This window comes from Lamprocystis purpurea DSM 4197 (genome assembly GCF_000379525.1).
In the GTDB taxonomy this organism is placed as follows: domain Bacteria; phylum Pseudomonadota; class Gammaproteobacteria; order Chromatiales; family Chromatiaceae; genus Thiodictyon; species Thiodictyon purpureum.
In genome coordinates, this window is record NZ_KB902517.1 from 33,651 (window position 1) to 54,763 (window position 21,113).

The 21,113-nt window shown below is 64.6% G+C and carries 20 protein-coding genes and 1 tRNA gene; 11 read left to right on the top strand and 10 right to left on the bottom strand.

Features of this window, described 5'->3' with window-relative positions:
• Positions 1-32: 32 nt before the first annotated feature.
• The gene (locus A39O_RS38960; RefSeq protein WP_083924818.1) at positions 33-209 is read right to left on the bottom strand and encodes a CsbD family protein; all 177 of its coding nucleotides are present in this window, start codon (positions 207-209) and stop codon (positions 33-35) included.
• 309 nt (positions 210-518) lie between these two features.
• Between A39O_RS38960 and A39O_RS0120945 the strand changes: the two genes are divergently transcribed.
• Both A39O_RS0120945 and A39O_RS0120950 read left to right on the top strand, forming a co-directional pair.
• Positions 519-1,613 (top strand): hypothetical protein, encoded by a 1,095-nt coding sequence (locus A39O_RS0120945; RefSeq protein WP_020506629.1) that lies wholly within the window; start codon positions 519-521, stop codon positions 1,611-1,613.
• Complete coding sequence (locus A39O_RS0120950) at positions 1,591-3,621, top strand: Hsp70 family protein (RefSeq protein WP_245561949.1); 2,031 nt, start codon at positions 1,591-1,593, stop codon at positions 3,619-3,621. Before A39O_RS0120945 ends, A39O_RS0120950 begins: the two co-directional genes overlap by 23 nt.
• Positions 3,622-3,810: 189 nt before the next feature.
• On the opposite strand, the gene soxB is transcribed toward A39O_RS0120950, so the two are convergent.
• Entirely contained in the window at positions 3,811-5,592 is a 1,782-nt protein-coding gene (soxB, locus tag A39O_RS0120955; RefSeq protein ID WP_026199596.1) for a thiosulfohydrolase SoxB, read from the bottom strand.
• A gap of 276 nt (positions 5,593-5,868) precedes the next feature.
• On the opposite strand from soxB, the gene soxX reads away from it, so the two are divergent.
• The 5 genes from soxX to waaA all read left to right on the top strand — a co-directional run bounded on the left by soxX (position 5,869) and on the right by waaA (position 10,343).
• Entirely contained in the window at positions 5,869-6,252 is a 384-nt protein-coding gene (gene soxX, locus A39O_RS0120960; RefSeq protein WP_020506632.1) for a sulfur oxidation c-type cytochrome SoxX, read from the top strand.
• Between the two features lie 26 nt (positions 6,253-6,278).
• Entirely contained in the window at positions 6,279-7,121 is an 843-nt protein-coding gene (gene soxA, locus A39O_RS0120965; protein ID WP_020506633.1) for a sulfur oxidation c-type cytochrome SoxA, read from the top strand.
• A gap of 234 nt (positions 7,122-7,355) precedes the next feature.
• Positions 7,356-7,979 carry a hypothetical protein gene (locus A39O_RS36920; RefSeq protein WP_020506635.1) on the top strand — a complete coding sequence of 208 codons (624 nt, stop codon included), beginning with the start codon at positions 7,356-7,358 and terminating at the stop codon, positions 7,977-7,979.
• A 94-nt stretch (positions 7,980-8,073) separates the two neighbouring features.
• Positions 8,074-8,742, top strand: coding sequence for a rhodanese-like domain-containing protein (locus A39O_RS0120980; protein WP_020506636.1), 669 nt, complete (start codon positions 8,074-8,076; stop codon positions 8,740-8,742).
• A 287-nt stretch (positions 8,743-9,029) separates the two neighbouring features.
• A complete protein-coding gene (waaA, locus tag A39O_RS34475) occupies positions 9,030-10,343 on the top strand; it encodes a lipid IV(A) 3-deoxy-D-manno-octulosonic acid transferase (protein ID WP_020506637.1) in 1,314 nt (437 codons plus the stop codon).
• 69 nt (positions 10,344-10,412) lie between these two features.
• Here the strand turns inward: waaA and A39O_RS0120990 are convergent, their stop codons facing one another.
• Positions 10,413-10,997: an isochorismatase family protein gene (locus A39O_RS0120990; protein ID WP_020506638.1), complete on the bottom strand. Its 585-nt coding sequence runs from the start codon at positions 10,995-10,997 to the stop codon at positions 10,413-10,415.
• Between the two features lie 15 nt (positions 10,998-11,012).
• The gene (locus A39O_RS0120995; protein ID WP_026199597.1) at positions 11,013-11,678 is read right to left on the bottom strand and encodes a protein-L-isoaspartate O-methyltransferase family protein; all 666 of its coding nucleotides are present in this window, start codon (positions 11,676-11,678) and stop codon (positions 11,013-11,015) included.
• Positions 11,679-11,841: 163 nt separating this feature from the next.
• Between A39O_RS0120995 and A39O_RS0121000 the strand changes: the two genes are divergently transcribed.
• Together A39O_RS0121000 and aqpZ are read left to right on the top strand one after the other, a co-directional pair.
• Entirely contained in the window at positions 11,842-12,237 is a 396-nt protein-coding gene (locus A39O_RS0121000) for a hypothetical protein (protein WP_020506640.1), read from the top strand.
• Positions 12,238-12,450: 213 nt separating this feature from the next.
• A complete protein-coding gene (gene aqpZ, locus A39O_RS0121005) occupies positions 12,451-13,179 on the top strand; it encodes an aquaporin Z (RefSeq protein WP_020506641.1) in 729 nt (242 codons plus the stop codon).
• Between the two features lie 320 nt (positions 13,180-13,499).
• Here aqpZ and proB read toward each other — a convergent pair whose 3' ends face one another.
• From proB to rplU, 4 genes are all read right to left on the bottom strand, one after another.
• On the bottom strand, positions 13,500-14,624 hold the full coding sequence (gene proB / locus A39O_RS0121010; protein ID WP_020506642.1) for a glutamate 5-kinase: 1,125 nt from the start codon (positions 14,622-14,624) through the stop codon (positions 13,500-13,502).
• A 51-nt stretch (positions 14,625-14,675) separates the two neighbouring features.
• On the bottom strand, positions 14,676-15,758 hold the full coding sequence (gene cgtA / locus A39O_RS0121015; RefSeq protein WP_020506643.1) for an Obg family GTPase CgtA: 1,083 nt from the start codon (positions 15,756-15,758) through the stop codon (positions 14,676-14,678).
• A gap of 142 nt (positions 15,759-15,900) precedes the next feature.
• Entirely contained in the window at positions 15,901-16,164 is a 264-nt protein-coding gene (gene rpmA / locus A39O_RS0121020) for a 50S ribosomal protein L27 (protein ID WP_020506644.1), read from the bottom strand.
• Positions 16,165-16,177: 13 nt separating this feature from the next.
• Positions 16,178-16,492 carry a 50S ribosomal protein L21 gene (gene rplU, locus A39O_RS0121025; protein ID WP_020506645.1) on the bottom strand — a complete coding sequence of 105 codons (315 nt, stop codon included), beginning with the start codon at positions 16,490-16,492 and terminating at the stop codon, positions 16,178-16,180.
• 224 nt (positions 16,493-16,716) lie between these two features.
• Between rplU and A39O_RS0121030 the strand changes: the two genes are divergently transcribed.
• Both A39O_RS0121030 and A39O_RS0121035 read left to right on the top strand, forming a co-directional pair.
• On the top strand, positions 16,717-17,685 hold the full coding sequence (locus tag A39O_RS0121030) for a polyprenyl synthetase family protein (protein ID WP_020506646.1): 969 nt from the start codon (positions 16,717-16,719) through the stop codon (positions 17,683-17,685).
• 77 nt (positions 17,686-17,762) lie between these two features.
• A tRNA-Pro gene (locus A39O_RS0121035) sits at positions 17,763-17,839 on the top strand.
• Between the two features lie 75 nt (positions 17,840-17,914).
• Here A39O_RS0121035 and A39O_RS0121040 read toward each other — a convergent pair.
• Both A39O_RS0121040 and A39O_RS0121045 read right to left on the bottom strand, forming a co-directional pair.
• The gene (locus A39O_RS0121040) at positions 17,915-19,006 is read right to left on the bottom strand and encodes a tyrosine-type recombinase/integrase (protein WP_157640308.1); all 1,092 of its coding nucleotides are present in this window, start codon (positions 19,004-19,006) and stop codon (positions 17,915-17,917) included.
• Positions 19,007-19,431: 425 nt separating this feature from the next.
• Positions 19,432-20,466 carry a DUF7146 domain-containing protein gene (locus A39O_RS0121045; RefSeq protein ID WP_026199598.1) on the bottom strand — a complete coding sequence of 345 codons (1,035 nt, stop codon included), beginning with the start codon at positions 20,464-20,466 and terminating at the stop codon, positions 19,432-19,434.
• Positions 20,467-21,113: the final 647 nt, after the last annotated feature.

Below are 21,113 nucleotides of genomic sequence, written 5' to 3' on the forward strand. Positions count from 1 at the left end.
AGCCAGCCCGGCTTCAGTTGACGGCAGGAGGATCAGGTGGCGTCCTTGATATCTTCCTTGAGATCACCCAGACCGGCCTGGACCTTGCCCGCGTTCTTCTGAACGTTGCCTTTTATCTCCAGTTCTTCATTACCGACGACCTTACCGGCAGCTTCCTTGACCGCGCCCTTTGCTTCTTCGTAACGGCCTTTGACTTGCTCTTTGTTCATGATGATCTCGTGATGATGCGTGTGATCATGACAGTCGCCATGACCTGAGCGTCGAATGCAGATTCCTCACGCTCTGCCGACAGACTACCGGTGTAACCACGCAAGCTCGGTGCGGCAACGCACATAGGTGGAGTCTTTCTGCTGGGGGCCCGCGCTATAACCAACCGTCTCGGTGCGGCAGCGAACGGACTTGGAATTGATGATGGAATTATGGTGATATACTTTTTCCGGTGTTCCGCGCGGATGCCGATCGCCGCAAGGCGTTCAACGGTGACGTCGGGGCCGAAGTCTTGTCGTTCAGGAGTCATCATGGCAGTCATTCTCGAAGAAGCGATGCGTGGGTGGATGGCGGATCACCAGGGGCTGCGCGAGCAGATTGCCGAGCGCGGCGTCGACCGGTTTTTCTCTGCGCTGGTCCCCGCGCAGCCGCCGACTCCGGCGCAGTTGGAACGGGCCCTTGCCGGCGCCCGCGATGAGGTGTTCGCGGCTTTGAGCGCGGACGCGGTGCTGGACGGTTTGCCCAACCCGCCGACCGGCGGGGGCGACCGCGAAGCCCTGCGCAGCAGTTGGCTCAGCCTCAATCTCGCCTGGGGTCTTCCGGCCCCGCCCCTTGGCCGGGGCCTGTCGGTACCGCGACTGGCAGTCGCCGCCGCGGTGGGGAGCCTGCTGGGCATGATGCTGCTCGGTGGACTATTGAACCTCACGCTGGGGCTGCGTGGCGTGGGGATGCTCATCGGTGCCCCCGGCGGTGCGGCAGCGGCGATGTACGCGGTGGGCAAGCTGGCCGAGAGCAAAGCCCTGCGGTTCGCACTCAAGTCACTGATGGGCGTGGCCTGGACAGCGGACTTGCTGGGTGCCACCGCGCTCGGCTTCGGCGCTATCTGGGGTCGGCTGGCGGGCGTCGGTTTGTTGCGGCGTATTCTGGTGTACGCGGGTGTGGTGTCCTTGCTGGCATTCACCCGCGGCAGTACTCAATACGATGACCGCGCCTACCGTAAGACGGTCCGTGACCTGATCCGGCCGGCAGTCGATTGCTCGGCCCTGCTGCTCTGCAGTCTGTCGGCCGGGCGAGTCGAAACGCCCCCAACCGCCGCACTGGACGCGGGTTTGGCGCGGGCGATCCAGGAATTGCATCGGTGCGACGCGGCGGGTCTGCCGACCGCCGCCGAGTCGGTGCTGCTGGAGGCACGACGGATGGGGCTGGACGGGGTGTCGGTCCCGCCGCGCTTCGTACAGGCCAGCCAAGCGGTGCGCCCACGGCTGCGCTGGAGTCCGGAGTTGGCGCAGCATTACCGGCCGTTCGGCCTGATCGAGGAGGGCGACACCGTCATCGTCGAAGACGAGCCGGTGATCGTCAACGGCAACGTGCTGGAGAAGGGTCTTGTCCGGAAACAACGTTCGTAACGCTTTGCAGGTGGTGTCGGAGCAGCCCAAACCGGTGCTCGCGCTGGACTTCGGCACCTCCAATACCTACGTCACCAAGTGTCCGGGAGACAAGGAAGACCCGGTTGGCGTGGATTTCGGCGACGGCCGCGACGGCATCGCCACCGCCATTCTCTACCGGGACGGCAAGGACCCGCTGATCGGCGATGTGGCGCTGGAAGAGTTCGGCGACGCGGGCCCCGCGCGGGTCGGCTACAGCATCCACGCGCAGTTCAAACCGGACCTGGCGGCCAGCGCCGAGACCCGCCGCTATGCCCGTGATTTCCTGGTCGGCCTGCTGGAGGTCGCCCGGCGGCAGAACAAGGACATCGCGCCCTTGCAGCGGCAGGTGCTGTTCGGGGTGCCGAGCGAGTCATCCGAGGGGTATCGGGACGCGCTGCGCGCGATCTGCCGGGACGCGGGCTTCGGCGACGTCAAGACGGTGGACGAGCCCAAGGGTGCCATCTATTTTCATATCCAGCGCAAAGACATTACGCCAATCGAGGCACTCACCGGCGCACTGGTGGTCGATTTCGGCGGCGGGACCTGCGATTTCGCGCTCATGGCCGGCGGTGAGGTCATACACTCCTGGGGCGACATGCATCTGGGCGGTCGCCTGTTCGACGACCTGTTCTACCAGTGGTTCATCGAGCAGAACCCGGGCGCGGTCGCGGCGATGCGCCGCGAGGCGGCCGAGTTCTTCGTCCTGGCGGTACGCTGCCGGGAGGTGAAGGAGAAGTTTTCGCTGGCCATGGCGCTCGACCGGGCGCAGGTCTTTCGCAAGGCGGTGGGTGAGTACGGACGCCTCACCGGGGCCACCTGGGAGACCTTCCTGACGCGGGCGCAACACTATCGGCCGTCGGCGACCTTCGCCGACTATCTGCGGGCCATGAATCCGCAAGCGGGCGAGCACCTGTTGGCGTTCGACCAGGGGCTCGACCTGCTGGATTGGTTTCGCCAGACCCTGCGTCAAGGGCTGGCAGACGCGCGGGTGCGCGGCCAGGACCTGGCCTGTGTGATCCTCACCGGCGGCAGCAGCGCCTGGCCCTTCGTCGCCGCCATCGTCACCGAGGAACTGAAACATCTGCAGCGCGCGCCGCGCCTGATCCACAGTGACCGACCCTATGTCACGGTGTCCCAGGGCCTGGCCATTGTCCCGGCGCTCCAGCGACGCCTCCTGCTGACCCAGAGCGCCCTGCGCACCGAACTGCCGGGCTTTGTCGGCAACCGGATCGGCCCATTGATCGAGCGGCGCATGGACGCGGCGGCCGAGCAGATCGCCGAACGGTTGGCGGTCGGTCTGTTCGATGAGCGGATTGCGCCCATCCTGCACGGCTTTCGCAAGAGCGGCGGCTCGGTCGCCGCCCTGAAGGCCGGGATCGCGACCGCGGCCGCGGACTTTCAGTCGCAGATCGAGGCGATCGTAAAGACGCAGATTGCCAAGGCGCTGACCGGGGTCGCCGCCGACACCACCGAACTGATGCAGGCCTGGTATCGCGAGCACCGGTTGACCGTCAGGCAGCAGCTCGCCGGCACCGGCCCGGCGCTGGACATGGCAGAGGGCTTACGGATCGCCGATCCGGATGTCTATGGCGAGATCTCGGGGGTCGTGCTGGCGCTGTCCACGACCATCGTGGCCGTCGTGGCGGCCGTCATCAGCGGCGGAGCCGGCACGGCGCTGATCGCATCAGGCCCCATCGGGCTGCTGGTCGGCGCCATCATCGGCGTGGTCGCCGGCGCCCTGGCGCTGCATTACGGCGTGGAAGAGGCCAAGCGCCGGGCCGAGCTTTGGGAAGGCACCCCGATCTGGATCATCGCCCGGGCCCTGACGGATGACAAGATCGCCGGCCTGCGCCAGGACATCAAGGATCAGATCGCGGAAAAGGTGAAGGCCCATTCGGAGGGCGCCGGACAAGGCTTGGAGGATCAGGTCCGGCAGCGGGTAGAGCAGGAAATCGCCAGCTTGTCGGCGATCAGTCAAATTTGGTAGATGCAAGGCTGATGGTGGATGCGCTGTGCTTATCCACCCTACGAAACCGGCCCCGTTGTAGGGTGGATAAGGCGCGCCGCTCGGTGGCAGGGACCCGGCACGGCGCTCGCGCGCGCCGCATCCACCAAGGATCGCGCGATGCCGCCCAAATTTGGAATCCGCGTCGCCGGGATTGGCCTTCCGGCCGCCCTACAGAATCAATGGATAATCGGCGATGCCGGGGTTGCCCTTCACACCTTTCAGCTTGGGTGTATTGAGCCGACCGATCTTGACCGTCTTGATGTCCCGCAGGTAGGTGGCGACCGTGTCCCAGATCGGCTCGCCGGGTGATTGACTGCCGACGGTCGCCCAGCCGGCGACCACGTACTGCTTGTCGGCCTCGATCCTGGTGCCGTCGTTCAACTGCATCTCGGTGATGCGGTTGCCCATGGTCGCACCGGGTTCGCACACATAGTCCAGGCCGCCGACCCGCACCATGTCCCCGCCCTGCTGCACATAGGGATCGGGGTTGAAGAGGTTGTCGCAGACATCTTCGAGGATGGCCTTGATCTCGGTGCCGGACATCTCCCGGCGATAGGTCTCCGGATACGTGATACAGGTCTGATCCATGACGTTGTCCATCGTGATGGTCTGGCCCGGCAGCACCGTGGTGCCCCAGCGGAAGCCGGGGGAGAGGCTGATCTGCGCGTCCTTGACCTTGATCAGCGCATCGCAGATGACCTGATCGAAGGTCCCGTTGAAGTTGCCGCGGCGGAACAGGGTCTGCTCGGCGACCGCCAACTTTTCGGCGAGCTTGTCCTGATAGGGCGCACGCACGCCCGCGACGTATTTCACCATCTCCGGATCGGGCTTGATGAGGTTGGAGAAGACCGGAAGCAGGCGGTAGCGATAGTCGCGCAGCTTGCCGTCCTTCACGTCCAGGTCCATGACGCCAAGGAATTTGCCGTTGGAGCCGGCGTTGGTGACCAGCGTCTTGCCGCCCTTGTTTTCGACCAGAGTCGGCGCCGGGATGCCGTCGTGGGTATGGCCGCCGAAAATGCAGTCGATACCGCTGACCCGGGAGGCCATCTTCAGATCGACATCCATGCCGTTATGGGAGAGGACCACGACCAGATCCGGTTTCTCCGACGCGCGTACCTTATCGACGATCTCCTGCATCCGCCCGTCCTCGATCCCGAAGGTCCAGTCCGGGATGAAGCGCTGGGGGTTGGCGATAGGGGTGTAGGGGAACGCCTGACCGATGACGGCCACCCGCACCCCGCCGACCGGTTTGATGACATAGGGCTTGAAGGCCAGGCCCGAGTCTTCGTTGAAGCCGGGAAAGTCAGCGAACCGGTAGTCGAACAGCGCTTCCTCCCGGACCTGGACATTCTGCGCCACGAAGTCGCCCTTGAACGCCTCGATGTTGCGGATGACCTCGGTATCCTCGTAGGTGAACTCCCAATGGCCGGTCATCACGTCGACCCCGAGCAGATTGCAGGCGCCGACCATATCCTGCCCGCGCGTCCAATAGGCGGTGCCGGAGCCCTGCCAGGTGTCGCCGCCATCCAGTAACAGGCTGTTGCCGTCGCCGCGCTCGCTGCGCAGGCGGTCAACCAGGGTTTTCAACTGCGCAAAGCCGCCGACCGCCCCGAACTTCGCGGCGCCCTTGTCGAAATCGAGGAAGGTAAAGGCGTGGGCCTCGATCCCGCCCGGCTGCACCTTGAACTGTTTGAGAAACGCCTTGCCGACCAGATGCGGTGCCTTGCCCAGCGCGGCACCAAGCCCCAGGTTGACGTTCGGCTCACGGAACCAGATCGGATTGAGCTGGGCGTGGGTATCGGTGATGTGCAGCAGCGTGCAGTTGCCGAACTTGGGGACCTCATAGAGGTCGCCGGGCTGGCGCGCGGCGGCAAAGACCGAGCTGGGCAGCATCCCGGCCGCACCGGCCAAGCCCATGAGTCTCATGAATTCGCGACGGGAGATAGACATGGCGATAATCCTCCAGCGAGTACAGTTGGCGACGACCCAAGGGCAGTCGGGGCGCGATGGTCGACCGCGTAGGCCCGTCGGCGAGCGGCGGGTGCCATTACCGGTCGCAAGTGTTAGCATCAGCCGCACACGCGGGTGCGTGGGCGCGGTTCCGATCCGACAGGTTCCGATCCGACCAGGCGTGCGGTGCGGCGAAGAATCGCATGATCGGGGACCGGCAGCCAGTGCCGCCCCGTCACGCGCAACAACAAAGATCCAGATCAGGAGGTTCCAACCATGAAGTTCCCCTCGATATCCCGGCGGCGGGCACCGGCGCTCATCCTGGGTGCCCTGGCCATCACCGCCGTCGGTGTGGCGTCCGAGATGCCCAAGATCGACCTCACGAGCGGCGACCCGGCCGCCGGTAAGGCGATCGCCATGGATCGCTCCAAGGGCAATTGTATCGCCTGTCATCTGATCATCGGCGGCGAGAGTCCGGGCGCCATCGGCCCGGCGCTGATCGCCATGCAGACGCGCTACCCCACCAAGGAGGCGCTGGCCATCCAGATCTGGGACGCGACCGTCAAGACCCCGGAGGCCGCCATGCCGCCGTTCGGCCGGCACGCGATCCTCTCCCAGCAGGAACTGGCCGACGTCGTGGCCTATGTCTGGACCCTGTGAGCGCGCATTACCGGAGGCACTCCCGCATGAAGAAAACCCACCTGATGTTGACCGCCCTCGGTCTGGTGTGCGCCCTGGGCTCACCGCTGTCGGTCGCCGGCACCCCGCAAGAAGACCAGGCCGTCTTCCAGAATTATTTCAAGCAGCGCTTCCCGCACGTCCCCATCGACGATTTCAAGAACGGCGCCTATGCGCTCGACCCGGTGGGCCGCGAGAACTGGGAGGCCATCGAAGAGTTCCCGCCCTATGAGGCCGCCATCGATAACGGCAAGACCCTGTGGGCGACCCCCTTCGCCAACGGCAAGACCTACGCGGACTGCTTCCCGGACGGTCCGGGCATCGCCGGCAAATTCCCCCACTGGGACAAGGAGCGAGGCATGGTGGTCACCCTGCCGCTACTGGTGAATGAATGCCGGGTGGCCAATGGCGAGAAGCCCTATGGCTACTTTCTCGGACCGCTGGCGGAAATCAATGCCTATATGGCCTTCGAGTCCCGTGGTCAGATCATCAACGTCGAGATCCCGGCCGACGACCCGCGCGCCCTGGCGGCTTACGAGAAGGGCAAGGAGTTTTACTTCGCCCGCCGCGGCCAGTTCAATTTCTCCTGTGCCCACTGTCACATGGGGAATTCGGGCTCCACCCTGCGCACGGAGATCCTGAGCCCGGCCCTCGGTCACACTACCCACTTCCCGGTCTATCGCTCGAAGTGGGGCGAGATCGCCACCCTGCACCGGCGTTACAAGGGCTGCAACGAGCAAGTCCGGGCCAAGGCATTCGAAGGACAAAGTGAGGAGTACCGCAACCTGGAGTATTTCATGAGTTACATGGACAACGGTCTCGAACTCAACGGCCCCGGTGCCCGCAAGTAGCGTCCGCGACGGCTTCGGTCAGCGGGCCGCGGCAAACCGGCCGGTCGGACGGCCAACGCCGACCGACGGACTGCACGGTTGCGCGTCCGCAATGATGATCGACGCCGACCGCGCGGTGACGCTGCCGATTGATTGGCGCAAGACATAAAGACCCATGCTCGATGAATCCCCGCCTCCGGGTGACGCCGACGCAGCCGCGCGCATCCGTGAGGCCAGACGAGGAGTAACCAAGAGATGAAGATACGCAGTCTTTCCGCGGGCGCACTGGCCGCCGCCCTGTTGCTGGCCGTGCCGGCGACGAGCCTGTGGGCCGCCCATCGGGCCGACGCGCAGCAGGCCATCGCGCAAGCCTTGAGCGCCCGCGAGAAGGTGTTGGCCGCCGGCCTGGCCAGTGAGACCGCCGCACTGATCGAGGAGGCGCAAGACCTGATTCCGTCACGTCAGTACACCAAGGCGGTCGAGCTTGCCGAGCGGGCGCGCAAGCAGGACGAGTACGCCTTGTCCCAGGCCGCCGCCGCCAAACCAGCCGCGGCGGCGGCACCCGCGTCAACGACCGCCGCGCCGGCGGCGGCACCCGCCGCGCCTGCAGCCGCCGCCGTCACCAACAAGTTTAGTGCGGCCGAGGCCGAGACGGCGATTGCCGCGGCCGAGGCGGCCCGCAAGAAAGCCGACGCGGTCGGCGGGGAATGGCGCGACACCGCGAAAATGATCAAGGATGCCGGGGAACAGTTGAAATCCGGCCAATTCGACGCGGCGGTCAAGCTGGCGAACAAGGCCAAACAACAAGGCGAACTCGGCTATGCGCAGGCGATCAGCCAGAAAGGCGCCACCTTCCCCTCCTATGTGCACGCCAAGTAATGCGATGGCGAGCGCACCACCCGCCGGCCCGGCGGTCGCGCCGCTGATCGCGTGCACCCTCATTCGCTTATGCTCCCGATGGAGGCTTCCTGAGATGAATCGCTCTGCCGTCTTTGCCATCGCCCTTCTGTCCGCGTTCGCTGCTATTCAGCCCGCGGCGGCAGAGGGCAATAAGATCACTCCCAAGCTCGACTCGGTGCAGGTGATGCACAACGGACAGCCGGTCACGGTCCAGCGTGGACATGACCCCGCGGCCCACCTGCCGGCAATCTTTCAGAAGACCGATCGCGGCTGCCCGCCCTTCTGCGTCCAGCCAATGGTGGCGGTTCCCGGAGTCGAGACCGTCGGCGAACTGGAACTGCTCGCCTATCTCCAGCGCGTCGGTCAAGGCGACGAGAGTATCCTGGTGGTCGATTCGCGCACGCCGGATTGGGTGATGCGCGGTACCATTCCTGGTTCAGTCAATATTCCCTGGAACAAGATCAATATCGACACCAACGGCACCTTCGAGACCCCGGGCGAAGCCGAGAGCTTCAAGCACATCCTGGCCGACGAGTTCGGCGCCACCCTGGGCGAGGGGGGCAAATGGTCATTCGGCGACGCCAAGACGCTGGTGCTCTTCTGCAACGGCATCTGGTGCCCGCAATCCACCGCCAACCTGCAGACCCTGGTCAAATACGGCTATCCGGTCGAGAAGCTCAAGTGGTACCGCGGCGGGATGCAGGATTGGGTGAGTGTCGGATTGACCAGCGTCAAGCCGTGAGCACTGGGTTGCGCTTTGTGACACCGCGCTGCGGTGTCACGCACCGGCCTTGATCGTAATCCCGGCCAGCGGCGTGCGTAGTCAGGGCTTCCAGCCCTGACAGCGCCAGGCCAGGATGGCCTGACTACGCACCCGGCGAGCCCAGGTGGCCGAAATCTTGATCGAGGCCCACGCGCCGGTAGCCGGAATGTTAACCGCCAGGGCTGAGGTCCTGACTGCATCGCGTTCTCGAACCAGGGAGCGCCGATATCGATCAACGACCCGGCGTTTCTCAGGACTCCGCGCCCATGACCCTGCAACTCTACACCCTGATCCTGCGCCTGCTGCTGCCGGCGGCGTTGCTGCGGCTCTATTGGCGCAGCCTCAAGGCCCCGGCGTATCGGCACCGGATCAGCGAGCGCCTGGCGCTTGATCAGCCCGCGGCGCCGCCCGCGGCAGTCTGGGTCCATGCGGTCTCGGTGGGCGAGGTCCAGGCCGCGCAGCCGCTGATCAAGCACCTGCTGAGCCGGGACCCGCCCCTGGCGGTGCTGGTGACCACGACGACCCCGACCGGTGCGGCCAGGGTGCAGGACCTGTTCGGCGCGGCCGTGACCCACCGCTATACCCCCTACGATCTGCCGGAGGTGATCGCGCGGTTCCTGGACCGGGTCGAGCCGCGTCTGCTGATCGTCATGGAGACCGAGATCTGGCCCAACACCCTGGCGGCCTGCGCTGCCCGCGGGATTCCGACGGTGCTGGCCAATGCGCGGCTGTCCGCCCGTTCGGCACGCGGCTACGCCCGACTCGCGCGGCTGACGCGGGACACCCTGGAGCGGTTCACGCTGATCGCGGCGCAGACCGAGGCGGACGCGCGGCGTTTCCGCGACCTGGGTGCCGCGGCGCAACGGGTCGTCGTCACCGGCAGCATCAAGTTCGATCTACGTCCGGCGGCGAGCCTGCAAGATCAGTCCGAGGCGATGCGCCGGAGTTGGGGTGGGGGTGTCGCCGATCGCCCGGTCTGGGTCGCCGCGAGCACCCACGAGGGCGAGGAGGAACTCATGCTCGCGGCGCACAGGCAGATCCGTGCGCATGTCCCCGCGGTCCTGCTGGTACTGGTGCCGCGTCACCCCGAGCGATTCGAGCGGGTGGCCGGGCTGATCCAACGCGCCGGTTTCCCACTGACGCGGCGCAGCGCCCGCGTGCCCTGCCCGCCGGAGACGGCGGTCTTCCTGGGCGACAGCATGGGGGAACTCCCGATCTTCCTGGCCGCCGCCGATGCTGCCTTTATCGGCGGGAGCCTGGTCCCGACCGGAGGTCACAATCCACTGGAAGCCGCCGCGGTCGGGGTGCCGGTGGCCATCGGTCCGGCCGTCTTCAACTTTGCGGCGATCACTGAATTGCTGGTCACTGAAGGTGCCGCGGTGCAGGTGGCCAACGCGCCGGCCCTGGCCGCGATCATGATCGATTGGTTGACTGATGCGTCACTGCGCGCCGACATCGGCGAGCACGGCCGACGGGTGGTTGAGGCCAACCGCGGCGCCTTGCAGCGGTTGCTCGGGCTGATCGAGGGGCTGCTGTCGATGCCCGATGATACGTGCGTCGAACGCAATCACCGTCTGTAGGGGCGGGTTTCAAACCCGCCCCTACAGCGGGTTTCAAACCCGCCCCTACGCCAAGGCCCGGTCTGGATATCAGGTATTCCTGAACAGCGACCAGACCTCGCGGAAGTTGTCCTGCGTCGAGTCGCCGATCCACTCGAAGGCGACTGATTCGGCGCACAGCACCTGAATGCCGCTCGTGCGCATCCGATCCAGCACATTGGCCTTACACACCGACTTGCGGGAGATGATGGCATCCGCCGGGACGAAGACCTGATAGCCCCAGCGCTGCAGCCCGGAGACGGTCTGGGAGATGCAGATATGGGCCTCCATGCCGACCACGATCAACTGGCGCCGCTCCGGATGCGCCGAGATATTGCGCTCGAACCCGGTCGCGGTGCAGCAGGAGAAGGCCGTCTTCTCAGTTGGTTTGCTGTCCGGAGGCAGATTCGCACTGATCGACTCGATGATCGGACCCAGACCCTTCGAATTGTGCTGGGTGGCGATGACCGGAATGCCGAAGACCTTGGCCGCGGCGATCAGGCGATTGATGTTGGCGACGACCAGATCGAGCTCATCCATCGGCATGGCAGCGGCCAGCCGCTCCTGGGCGTCGATGATGAGCAGTTGCGAATAGTCCCGCTGACACAGGGGCATCTGGGCTTGATGAATACTCATGGGTTGTCCTCCGACTCAGAATACGAAGACCGGTACTTCGGGACAATTGGCGAGGCGCGGGGCACAGGTTTCAAACAGCCCCTTGCGCGCGAAATCTCCAGTCGGCAGGCGGGTCATGAGCCAGGCTTCCATGGCCGGCGGATCGCCGAGGATGCAGAACAGTCGCCCTCCGGCGGCGAGTTGATCCTCCAGCACCCGCAGGATCGCCGTCCGGGGAACGGAGCCGGTGACCGCAATGGCGGCGAAGGGGCCGCCCGCGGTGGGTTCGGCCAGGGCGTCCGCTTCCCGAATCGCGATCCGCTCCAGACCCAGTGATGCCAGCCGTGCGCGCGCCGCGGCGGCGAGCACGGGGTCGATCTCCAGGCTGATGACATCGGCACCGAGCAGGCTCAAACAGGCGGTCAGGTAACCGCTGCCGGTCCCGACCTCCAACACCCGCGCGCCGGGCTGCACATCCAGCGCCTGCAGCAAACGCCCCACGACCTTGGGGGCCAGCATGATCTGACCTTCACCGATCGGGACCTCGATGTCCGCATAGGCCAGCCCCTGGTAGGCATCCGGCACGAAGGATTCCCGCCTGAGCGCGGCCATGGCCTCCAGGACGCGATCGTCCAGCACCCCCCAGGGGCGAATCTGCTGCTGGATCATGTTAAAGCGGGCGATCTCGGTATGCGTGTCCACGCTTGGGCCTCCACTGGGCTTCAGGGCAACGACTGTGCAACGGCTAAGGCTACGAACTTCTGCCCGGCGGTGCAACCTTGGAAGGCATCGGTACGCCCACGGATATGCTATGTTCCGCTCCGCCGCACCCCCCGCCGAACCCATGTGACCCGGACCTTGTTCGATGCATCGCAATCCCCTGATCGCTGCCGTGCTCGTTGCCGCAACCGTCGGTATCACCCAGGCCGCGGAACAGCCCGGGCAATCACCGCCGTCACCCGCGACCCGTTCGGGGACCCTGAGCACGGGCCCAGCCGAGAGCGATCTCCGCGCCGCTTATACCAACAAGATCAACAGCATCAATGCCGGTACCGAGCAGTACCTCGGCGCCCGGGCGGCCGCGCAACTCGGCATCCGGCTGATCAAAGTCAACCTGGTCGAGTGCGACCCTTTCGAAGAGCGCTTGGATCTGTACCGGTGCACGATCGTGGTCGAGTCCGCGGTTGGTGATGCTGCCCCGGCACTCACGCGCCGGGAGGTCGTCTTGCTCAAGGAAAACGACACCTGGCGGGTCCCTTAGCCCGGCAAGCAAGGAAAATACACTATGGCGCCGTCTGCCAATCAGCCTGGATGTCGCTTACAATCCGCCCGGCTCAGGCGGCGCGCCTGAGAGAAAAAGACACCGCCGGGTCCATCGCGGCGATCCGCTTCATCCTTGGCGGTTTCGGCGATGGCAACCACCCGGTATCCTTAGCGTTCGATCGAAGACTTAGAATTTGGTGTGGAGTTAGCTATGCCTCTGATCTCCCGTTCCCTTGCCGAGATGATCGGCACCTTCTGGCTGGTACTCGGCGGTTGCGGCAGCGCGGCCCTGGCGGCCGTCTTTATGGCCGGCACCAACGATATCGGTATCGGCCTGCTCGGCGTCGCCTTCGCCTTCGGCCTGACAGTCGTCACGATGGCCTATGCGATCGGACATATCTCAGGGTGTCATCTCAATCCGGCCGTGACGGTCGGTCTGGTGGCCGGCGGCCGCTTCAGCGCGGCTGAAGCGCCTATGTATATCCTCTTCCAGACCATCGGCGCCATTGGGGCGGCCTTCCTGCTCCTGATGATTCTCAAGGGCCAACCCGACTTCGTCCTGGCGGCCAACAGCCTGGCGGTCAACGGCTTCGGCGAACTGTCGCCCGGCAAGTACCCCATGTTGACCGGCTTCATCATGGAAGTCGTCATGACCGCCATGTTCCTGTTCATCATTCTGGGCGCGACCGACAAGCGCGGCATCGGCTCCCACGCCGGCCTGGCGATCGGCCTGGCGCTGACCCTGATCCACCTGATCTCGATTCCGGTCACCAACACCTCGGTGAACCCGGCGCGCAGCACCGGCCCGGCCTTGGTGCTGTTCCTGAATGGGCAGGGGCTGGCCATCACGCAACTGTGGCTGTTCTGGGCCGCACCGCTGATCGGCGGCGCGATCGCCGGCGTGGTCTACCGCCTGTTCGAGACCAACGAAAGCAAGTAAGTTGCGTGCTTTCTCGTTCCCACGCTCCAGCGTGGGAATGCCGTCCGGCCGCTCCAGCGGCCGGTGGCGCCACACGACCAAGAAAACCGGAGGTCGAGGCTTTCGCCGGTCGATCTCGCGTTTGGGCGGCCCTCGTCCGGCTAATAAAGCCTCGACCTCCTGTTCGGGACGCCCGTATGTCGGCCGGAACAATGATCAAGACCGCATGCAGATTACAGGACTACACAATCGCTTATCCGAATCCGATTACGACAACGACAACGACAACGATTGTATTCGTTGTATAACTTACTTCTGACCCGTTACCAAGCCGCCGCCCCTCAGAGTACCACCAGATTGTCCCGATGGATCAGTTCGTCGGCATCCACATACCCCAGGATCGACTCAAAGCGGCTGGTCGGTTCGCCGCGAATGCGCAGTGACTCCTGCACGTCGTAATTCACCAGGCCCCGCGCCACTTCCCTGCCCTCCTCGTCCACGCAAGCCACCACTTCCCCGCGGTTGAAGGTGCCATGCACGGCCTTGACGCCGACCGCCAACAGGCTGGTGCCCTTCTCGCGCAGTGCCCGCACCGCGCCCGCATCCAGAATCAGTCGGCCGCGCACCTGGAGGTGACCGGCGAGCCATTGTTTCCGTGCCGCCTGAGGGCACTGCACCGGGACCAGCAGGGTGCCGACGGCCTCCCCGGCGCCGATGCGGGTCAGGACCCCTTCCCCGCGCCCGGGGGCGATGATGGTCCCCGCCCCGGAACGGGCCGCCAGGCGGGCCGCCCGCACCTTGGTCACCATCCCGCCGGTCCCCAACCCGGTCACACTGCCGCCCGCCACCACGTCGAGTTGCGGATCGTCCACGCGGGTTTCACTGATCAGGCGCGCCTCCGGATCGCCCCGCGGATCGCGGTCGAAGAGGCCATCCTGATCGGTGAGCAGGATCAGCACCTCGGCCTCGATGAGATTGGCAACCAGGGCGGCCAGGGTATCGTTGTCGCCGAAGCGCAGTTCGTCGGTGGCGACCGTGTCATTCTCATTGATGACCGGGATCACCTTCAGACTGAGCAGAGTCCGCAGGGTGCTGCGGGCATTGAGATAGCGTGCCCGGTCGGCCAGGTCGTCACGGGTGAGCAGGACCTGGGCGGTGTGCAGACCGAAGGTCTTGAAACAATCCTCATAGGCGCGCACCAGACCCATCTGGCCGATGGCCGCCGCCGCCTGGAGTTCATGCAATGCCTTGGGGCGTTCGCGCCATCCCATCCGCGCCATGCCCTCGGCCACGGCCCCGGATGACACCAGGACCACATCGTGCCCGGCCGCCCGGCGCGCGGCCATCTGCTCCACCCAGGGCATCAGCATGCCCCGCTCCAAGCCCTGCCCGTCGCGGGTCAGGAGTGCACTGCCGATCTTGACGACCCAACGGCGGGTCGTCGGAAGCGTGTTACGGGAGATCAAGACGACATCCTAATCCATCGTGGGGTTGAGCGTTGCGTAGCCGCCGGCCAGCTACTGTGAATCGAGCGGATGCCACTCGGCGTCCTCCGGGTCATCGGCGCGGGTGGCCTCACCGGACTCGAGCTTGATCTGCTCCAGCCGACGCATCAGATCCTCCATGAGCCGATCGGTCCCGGCACCGGTCAGGGCGGAGACCTCGTAAACCGGCGCCTGCCAGCCCAGCGTGTCCAGTATCCGGGTGCGGCGCGCCACCATGACATCTTCCGGCAGACGATCACACTTGTTCAAGACCAACCAACGTTCCTTGTCGACCAAGTCCCCGCCGAAAGCCGCCAGTTCCGTCTCGATCTTGCGCACCTCGCCTGCCAGGTCCTGATCTTCGTCGAAGGGGGCGATATCCACCAGATGCAACAGCAGCCGGGTCCGCGCCAAGTGTTTGAGAAACTGAATGCCGAGCCCGGCGCCATCGGCCGCGCCCTCGATCACCCCAGGGATGTCCGCGATGACAAAGCTGCGGCTGCGCCCCAGCCGCACCACCCCGAGGTTCGGATAGAGCGTCGTGAAGGGATAATCGGCCACCTTGGGACGGGCACTGGAGACCTGGCGGATCAGCGACGACTTACCGGCATTGGGAAAGCCGAGCAGGCCGACGTCGGCCAGCAGGATCAACTCCAGATGCAGGTCGCGCCGATCCCCAAGGGAGCCCGGCGAGAACTGTCGGGGCGCACGGTTGGTGCTGGACTTGTAACGGGCATTGCCGATGCCGTGGAAGCCGCCGCGGGCGATCAGCAGACGCTGGCCGTTTTCCAGCAACTCACCCAGGGACTCGTTGGTCTCCGGATCGAAGACTCGGGTTCCCACCGGCACGCGCACGATCAAATCCGCGCCGCTGCGCCCGCGCATGTCCTTGCCCATCCCGTTGTGGCCGCGTTCGGCCCGATGGATGCGCTGAAAACGGAAGTCCACCAGGGTGTTGAGATTGTTGTCCGCGACCAGATAGATACTGCCGCCGTCGCCCCCATCGCCACCGTCCGGACCACCCTTGGGGATATATTTTTCCCGGCGGAAGCTGACACAGCCACTCCCGCCGTCACCGGCTTCGACCCGGATGAATGCCTCGTCGACGAATTTCATGACCTGTCCGCGGCCTTAAGCCTAAAACGCGAAAAGCCCCGCCCGGAGGACGAGGCTCTCGCGTCGACGCCAGTGGAATCCCGATCACCGATGATGTGTCGGGGAGCCCGCCGGGCAGGCTCCCGAACATCACCGGAATGACTCAGGATGCGGCGGCCTCGACGGTGACGAATTTGCGATTCTTCGGGCCTTTGACCACGAAGCGCACCACGCCGTCCTTCAGGGCGAACAGCGTGTGATCCCGGCCCAGGCCGACATTGACGCCATTGTGGACACCCGTACCGCGCTGCCGCACGATGATGCTGCCGGCCGTGATTGTCTGGCCGCCGTAGATCTTGACTCCCAGTCGCTTGGACTCGGAATCGCGACCGTTACGCGAACTACCGCCTGCCTTTTTGTGTGCCATCGTTGCCTCCCGATCAGCCTGCGCTGATGCCGGTGATCTGAATCTCCGTGAACCACTGGCGGTGGCCCTGGCGCTTCAGGTGATGCTTGCGCCGCCGGAATTTGATGATGTGAACCTTGTCGCCGCGCCCGTGTGCCTTGACCGTCGCGGTCACTGTGCAGCCGTCGATATAGGGCGTGCCGACCTTGATCGTGTCGCCGTCCGCAACCAGCAGCACCTTGTCGAGCGCGACATCGGAACCCGGCTCGACCACGAGCTTTTCGACCTTGAGGGTGTCACCCTCGGAGACCCGGTATTGTTTGCCACCGGTCTGAATCACCGCGTACATGATCTTGAGTTTCCCCAGGCAAAGTCAAAAGCCGACGCTCCGCGCCGGGTGAAAGACCCACAACAATACCCGCGTACACTCGCCACGTCAACAGAAAACAGTTGCGCCGCCAAAACACAAGCAGCACAATCCGGCGTCCACCTTGACAGCCCCATGACACGCACCTAGCATCCGCGGGCATCATCCGACCCTTATTTTTCGTGATCTGAAGAACTCCCCAGCGCATGGACCTTTCCGCGATCCGCCTTCCCGTCGTTGAAGACTCCAAGAGCGTCGACGCACTCATCGTGCGGCGGCTGCGCTCGGACGTCGTGCTGATCAACCAGATCGGCCACTACATCGTCAACAGCGGCGGCAAGCGCCTGCGACCCTTGTCGGTGCTGCTCGCGGCCCGTACCTGCGGCTATTCGGGCGCGCACCACATCGACATGGCCGCGGTCATTGAGTTCATCCACACCGCCACCCTGCTGCACGACGATGTCGTCGACAGCTCGGAGTTGCGCCGCAACCAAGAGACCGCAAACGTGGTCTGGGGCAACGAAGCCAGTGTCCTGGTCGGCGACTTCCTGTATTCACGCGCCTTCGAGATGATGGTCGACGTGGGCAATATGCGCATCATGGAGATCCTGGCCCACGCCACCAATCGCATCGCCGAGGGCGAGGTCCTCCAACTCCTCAACACCAAGGACCCGGACACCGACGAGGCACGCTACATGGAAGTCATCGTGCGGAAAACCGCCACCCTCTTCGAGGCCGGCACCCGGCTGGGCGCGGTCCTCGCCGAAAGTCCGGATTACATCGAGACGGCGATGGCCGACTACGGCCGCCACCTGGGAATCGCCTTCCAGTTGATCGACGACGCGCTCGACTACGACACCGGCAACGCGGAACTCGGCAAGAATGTCGGCGACGACCTCGACGAAGGCAAGCCAACCCTGCCCGTCCTGCGCGCCATGCAGGTGGGCACCGCGGAGCAGCGCCAACTGCTGCGCGAGGCCATCGAGCGCGGCGGACGCGAACGCATCGACGACGTCATCCGGGCGATTGCGTCCACCGACGCAATCCAGTACACTACGCAGCTTGCATTGGATCACGCCCGTCTAGCTCGTGAGGCGCTTTCAGCCCTCCCACCCTCAGACGCAGCCGAAGCCCTTGCCGCCTTGGCCGATTTTGCGGTGAGCCGAACCCACTGATGCGTGGCGGTTTACTTTATCGGATGCAAGTAACGACGCCTGATCCCGCGCGTGTCGTTGCGATCGACCCTTTTTCACGGGGTGTAGCTCAGCTTGGTAGAGCGCTGTCTTCGGGAGGCAGAAGTCGCAGGTTCAAATCCTGTCACCCCGACCAAATTCCCGCTTTATATCAACCGGTTACGACCGGTTTTTTTCTACTCCTCCCGCCCGTGGCGGGTGTGCGTGACAACTAACGTGACAACCTGATCCCTTCGTGATCCAGCACCGAAATGGCATCCGCCAGGTCGCTGGGCCTCAACCGGGCATAGACCCGGTGGGTTATCGCCACATCGGCGTGGCGCAGAAGCTCCGACACTCGCTCAATCGGCACGCCTGCCTGGATGAGCCAACTTCCGCATGTCCTGCGTAGATCGTGAGGATGCACATCCTCCAAGCCCGCACTCTGGACGCACGAGGTGAACGCCTTCCGGATGTTGACGATGCGCTCCCCATCCTTGGCACAAAATACCCACGGCGACGCAGGACAATGCAAGGCCCGAAAACTGGCTCGCGACGACAACGCTTCGCGAGCTGCTTCGTTCAGCGGCACCTGACCCGATTTGCCGTTCTTCTGGTCGGTTGCGCCGAACTCTACGCGGCACCTCGGCAAGTCCACTCTGCCCCACTCCAGTCGGAGCATTTCCCCGGGCCGCATTCCCGTGTTGAGCGCGAGGACGATAAAATCCACCAGATGGGCCGTCCGATCCCCGCGGCGCTGAGCTTCACTCAGTAGGCACTGCGCCTCCTCTTGCGTCAGCCAGCGCTCACGGCCAGAAGGCTCCCGCTGACGCCGACTCTGCCACGGGTTCAATGTGTCCCATTCCAACTCTCGACGAGCCCAATTCAGGGCCGCCGACATCAGCCCGACCTCCTTGTTGATCGTCCCTGGTGCGATCCCGTCCGCGGTCCTGCTGGCAATGTAACCGCGCACCTCCGGCGCTCCGATGCTAGCCAACGTGCGCCCGCTGAAAATCGCGTACAGCGCCTTTGCACTCCAGCGGTCGCGCTCCGGCGCACGCTTCGTTGGGCTCACCTTGGTGAGGTAAGCCAACATCAGGTCATCGAACGAAGCGCCGTCACCAGTCGCCTGCGTTTCACCGGACGCCATCCAGTTCGCACGAATTGCGAGCGCTTTCAGTCCGTTCGGGTCATCCTCAACGGTAACGCCAGTACTGCGCCGAGATCGTCCGCCGCCTGCTGTCGGGACAGATGCCCACCAGTACGGCGAGTCCTGCCGCTTGAAGATCCCGCCTTGTTTCCGCCTTGTCGGTCGTATTGGCATGTGCTTTGCTCCAGCACCGCCACCCCGGGCGGATTATCTCCGAAAGCATTGTTTGCAACCAGCGCCCGCGCGCTGCTTGGGTCAATTAGGCGGCGACGGCCGATCCGCACCGGGGTCAGTTTGCCTTCCGCGAGTAAGCGCTTGACCAATCGAGGGCTTATGCCACCCAGTTGCCGCGCTGTTTCGTCTACACTCCAGAGCAGCGTCTCGGTCACCTGGGCCCTCCTACCGGGATCACTTTCACCCGTGTGAGGGGCCATCAGTCGCGCTCCTCGCTTTGCGTTTCCGGTGTCATGGACTCCAACATATAGCTTAAAGATATTTATGACAATACATAAAAAATATATTTTCCACCAGTAATAAAAAGCCCCCACGGCACGCCGTGGGGAGAAAAAGGTGGATAAACAGATAGGGTCCGTACTGATCTAGGCTGCCGCCCGGATCTTGAGGCTCCAGACGTCGGCCCAATCGAGTCCCTTCGCACCCCCCGGGATCGGTCCCGGTGGCAGATGCACCGCCACCTGGATGCCCATCGTCAGGAGCCGAGCTCGCAGTTTGTTGGCTGCAAACGCCCCTCGTCCGGAGCGGTCGAGGTCCGCCCAGATGACGACGAGGGTCACCCCAGGTGGGGGCTCGAAGGCTTCTACGAGTGCTGCTGAGACGCCGGCCCACACCGGCATATTGGTGCGCTGCCGGACCGCCAGAGCGGTCTCGATGCCTTCGGTGACACCCAACTCGGCGCCGGCCGGAAAGAGCCGGATCGCCCCACCGCTCAAAGTGCCCATTTCGGGCATCAGTTTCTTCGGGCTCGTCACCGGCGCCTTCGCGCCGTCCGTGGTCAGGTAGGTCCGATGCAGCGTCACCGGCTGCCCGGCGGCATCGGTAACCCGGCTGATGATGGCCGGGTAGGTCCCAACCCGCACCCGCTCCTCGTAGTACCCCAGTGCGGGATGGAACCGCACAACGGCGGGGTCCGGCATCGCGTCGATCCCGCGGCGCAGGAGATAGCGCCGCAGCGGCAGGGCCTCGCGCCCATAAGGGTCCAAGGTCTCCGACCAGATCCGCCGCAGGGCGGATTCCGCGCCCGCGTGATCCCGGTGTTGCGCCGAAACGGGTGCTCGCCGAGGTGTCGATTTCGCGGCGCTCCAGAACCCGCCGCCATCCAGCCGGAGATCCTGGGCCACCGCTTCCAGGGCCACGCGGAACCCCCAGTCGTTCGCCCACATCAGTAGGGCGAAGCCGTCGCGGCGGGGTCCGCAGGTATTGCAGATCCCTCCCCCGCCTTCGTTGGCATCGTTGAAGACGCGGAAGCCGTCCTGTCCGCCATGGACGGGACAAGGGACATGCCGACCCGGACGGACCAGGGCCGGCTCCAAGCTCGGCGCCAGCCGCCCCAAGATGCCAAACCATTGGCCGCGAGCGTGTTGGCGGACTACGGCCGCCTCGATGTGGTCATTCATCGCAATCTCCAAAGTCGGATGCGGCGACAGGCAATCCCGATCAGTGATCCCCCTGTCACCCCTGGGCTGGTTAGACCGAAGTTCCATCGAGAACCATTCTCATCTTGACCTTAAGTCTCTGATCTCTTAGAGCGTTGATCATTGGGGTCCGCTATCTTGACCATAAATGTACCCATGTAAATATCTCTTAGACACTTGTAAATCTGCGTATATGTTTTATGCTTGTATGCATGTACATTGACATCGTGCCGAACCGCAACTCCCCCCCGGCGATCTTGCTGCGCGAGTCGGTGCGCGAGGGCAAGCGGGTCATCAAGCGCACCCTGGCGAACCTCTCATCGCTGACCCTCGCGCAAGCGCAAGCCATTCGGGCCGTCCTCAAAGGCCAGCCACTCGCTGCAGTCGATGAGGTATTCGAGATCATTCGCTCGCGCGCCCATGGGGCGGTCCAAGCGATNGACGTGGCCATGGGGCGATTGCGCATCAGTGCCTTGTTGGGACGCGAGGCGTGTCGGGAGCGCGACCTGGTCTTGGCGATGATCGCCGCCCGGGTCCTTGATCCACAGAGTAAGCTAGCCACCACGCGGACGTGGGACCACAGCACGCTGGGGGAGCTGTACGGGGTCAGTGATGCCGATGAAGACGCG

Coding starts and splice junctions, on each gene's coding strand:
- A39O_RS38960 (WP_083924818.1), bottom strand. CDS start 209: ATGAACAAAGAGCAAGTCAAAGGCCGTTACGAAGAAGCAAAGGGCGCG.
- A39O_RS0120945 (WP_020506629.1), top strand. CDS start 519: ATGGCAGTCATTCTCGAAGAAGCGATGCGTGGGTGGATGGCGGATCAC.
- soxB (WP_026199596.1), bottom strand. CDS start 5,592: ATGTCTATCTCCCGTCGCGAATTCATGAGACTCATGGGCTTGGCCGGT.
- soxX (WP_020506632.1), top strand. CDS start 5,869: ATGAAGTTCCCCTCGATATCCCGGCGGCGGGCACCGGCGCTCATCCTG.
- soxA (WP_020506633.1), top strand. CDS start 6,279: ATGAAGAAAACCCACCTGATGTTGACCGCCCTCGGTCTGGTGTGCGCC.
- A39O_RS36920 (WP_020506635.1), top strand. CDS start 7,356: ATGAAGATACGCAGTCTTTCCGCGGGCGCACTGGCCGCCGCCCTGTTG.
- A39O_RS0120980 (WP_020506636.1), top strand. CDS start 8,074: ATGAATCGCTCTGCCGTCTTTGCCATCGCCCTTCTGTCCGCGTTCGCT.
- waaA (WP_020506637.1), top strand. CDS start 9,030: ATGACCCTGCAACTCTACACCCTGATCCTGCGCCTGCTGCTGCCGGCG.
- A39O_RS0120990 (WP_020506638.1), bottom strand. CDS start 10,997: ATGAGTATTCATCAAGCCCAGATGCCCCTGTGTCAGCGGGACTATTCG.
- A39O_RS0121000 (WP_020506640.1), top strand. CDS start 11,842: ATGCATCGCAATCCCCTGATCGCTGCCGTGCTCGTTGCCGCAACCGTC.
- aqpZ (WP_020506641.1), top strand. CDS start 12,451: ATGCCTCTGATCTCCCGTTCCCTTGCCGAGATGATCGGCACCTTCTGG.
- cgtA (WP_020506643.1), bottom strand. CDS start 15,758: ATGAAATTCGTCGACGAGGCATTCATCCGGGTCGAAGCCGGTGACGGC.
- rpmA (WP_020506644.1), bottom strand. CDS start 16,164: ATGGCACACAAAAAGGCAGGCGGTAGTTCGCGTAACGGTCGCGATTCC.
- rplU (WP_020506645.1), bottom strand. CDS start 16,492: ATGTACGCGGTGATTCAGACCGGTGGCAAACAATACCGGGTCTCCGAG.
- A39O_RS0121030 (WP_020506646.1), top strand. CDS start 16,717: ATGGACCTTTCCGCGATCCGCCTTCCCGTCGTTGAAGACTCCAAGAGC.
- A39O_RS0121040 (WP_157640308.1), bottom strand. CDS start 19,006: ATGCCAATACGACCGACAAGGCGGAAACAAGGCGGGATCTTCAAGCGG.
- A39O_RS0121045 (WP_026199598.1), bottom strand. CDS start 20,466: ATGAATGACCACATCGAGGCGGCCGTAGTCCGCCAACACGCTCGCGGC.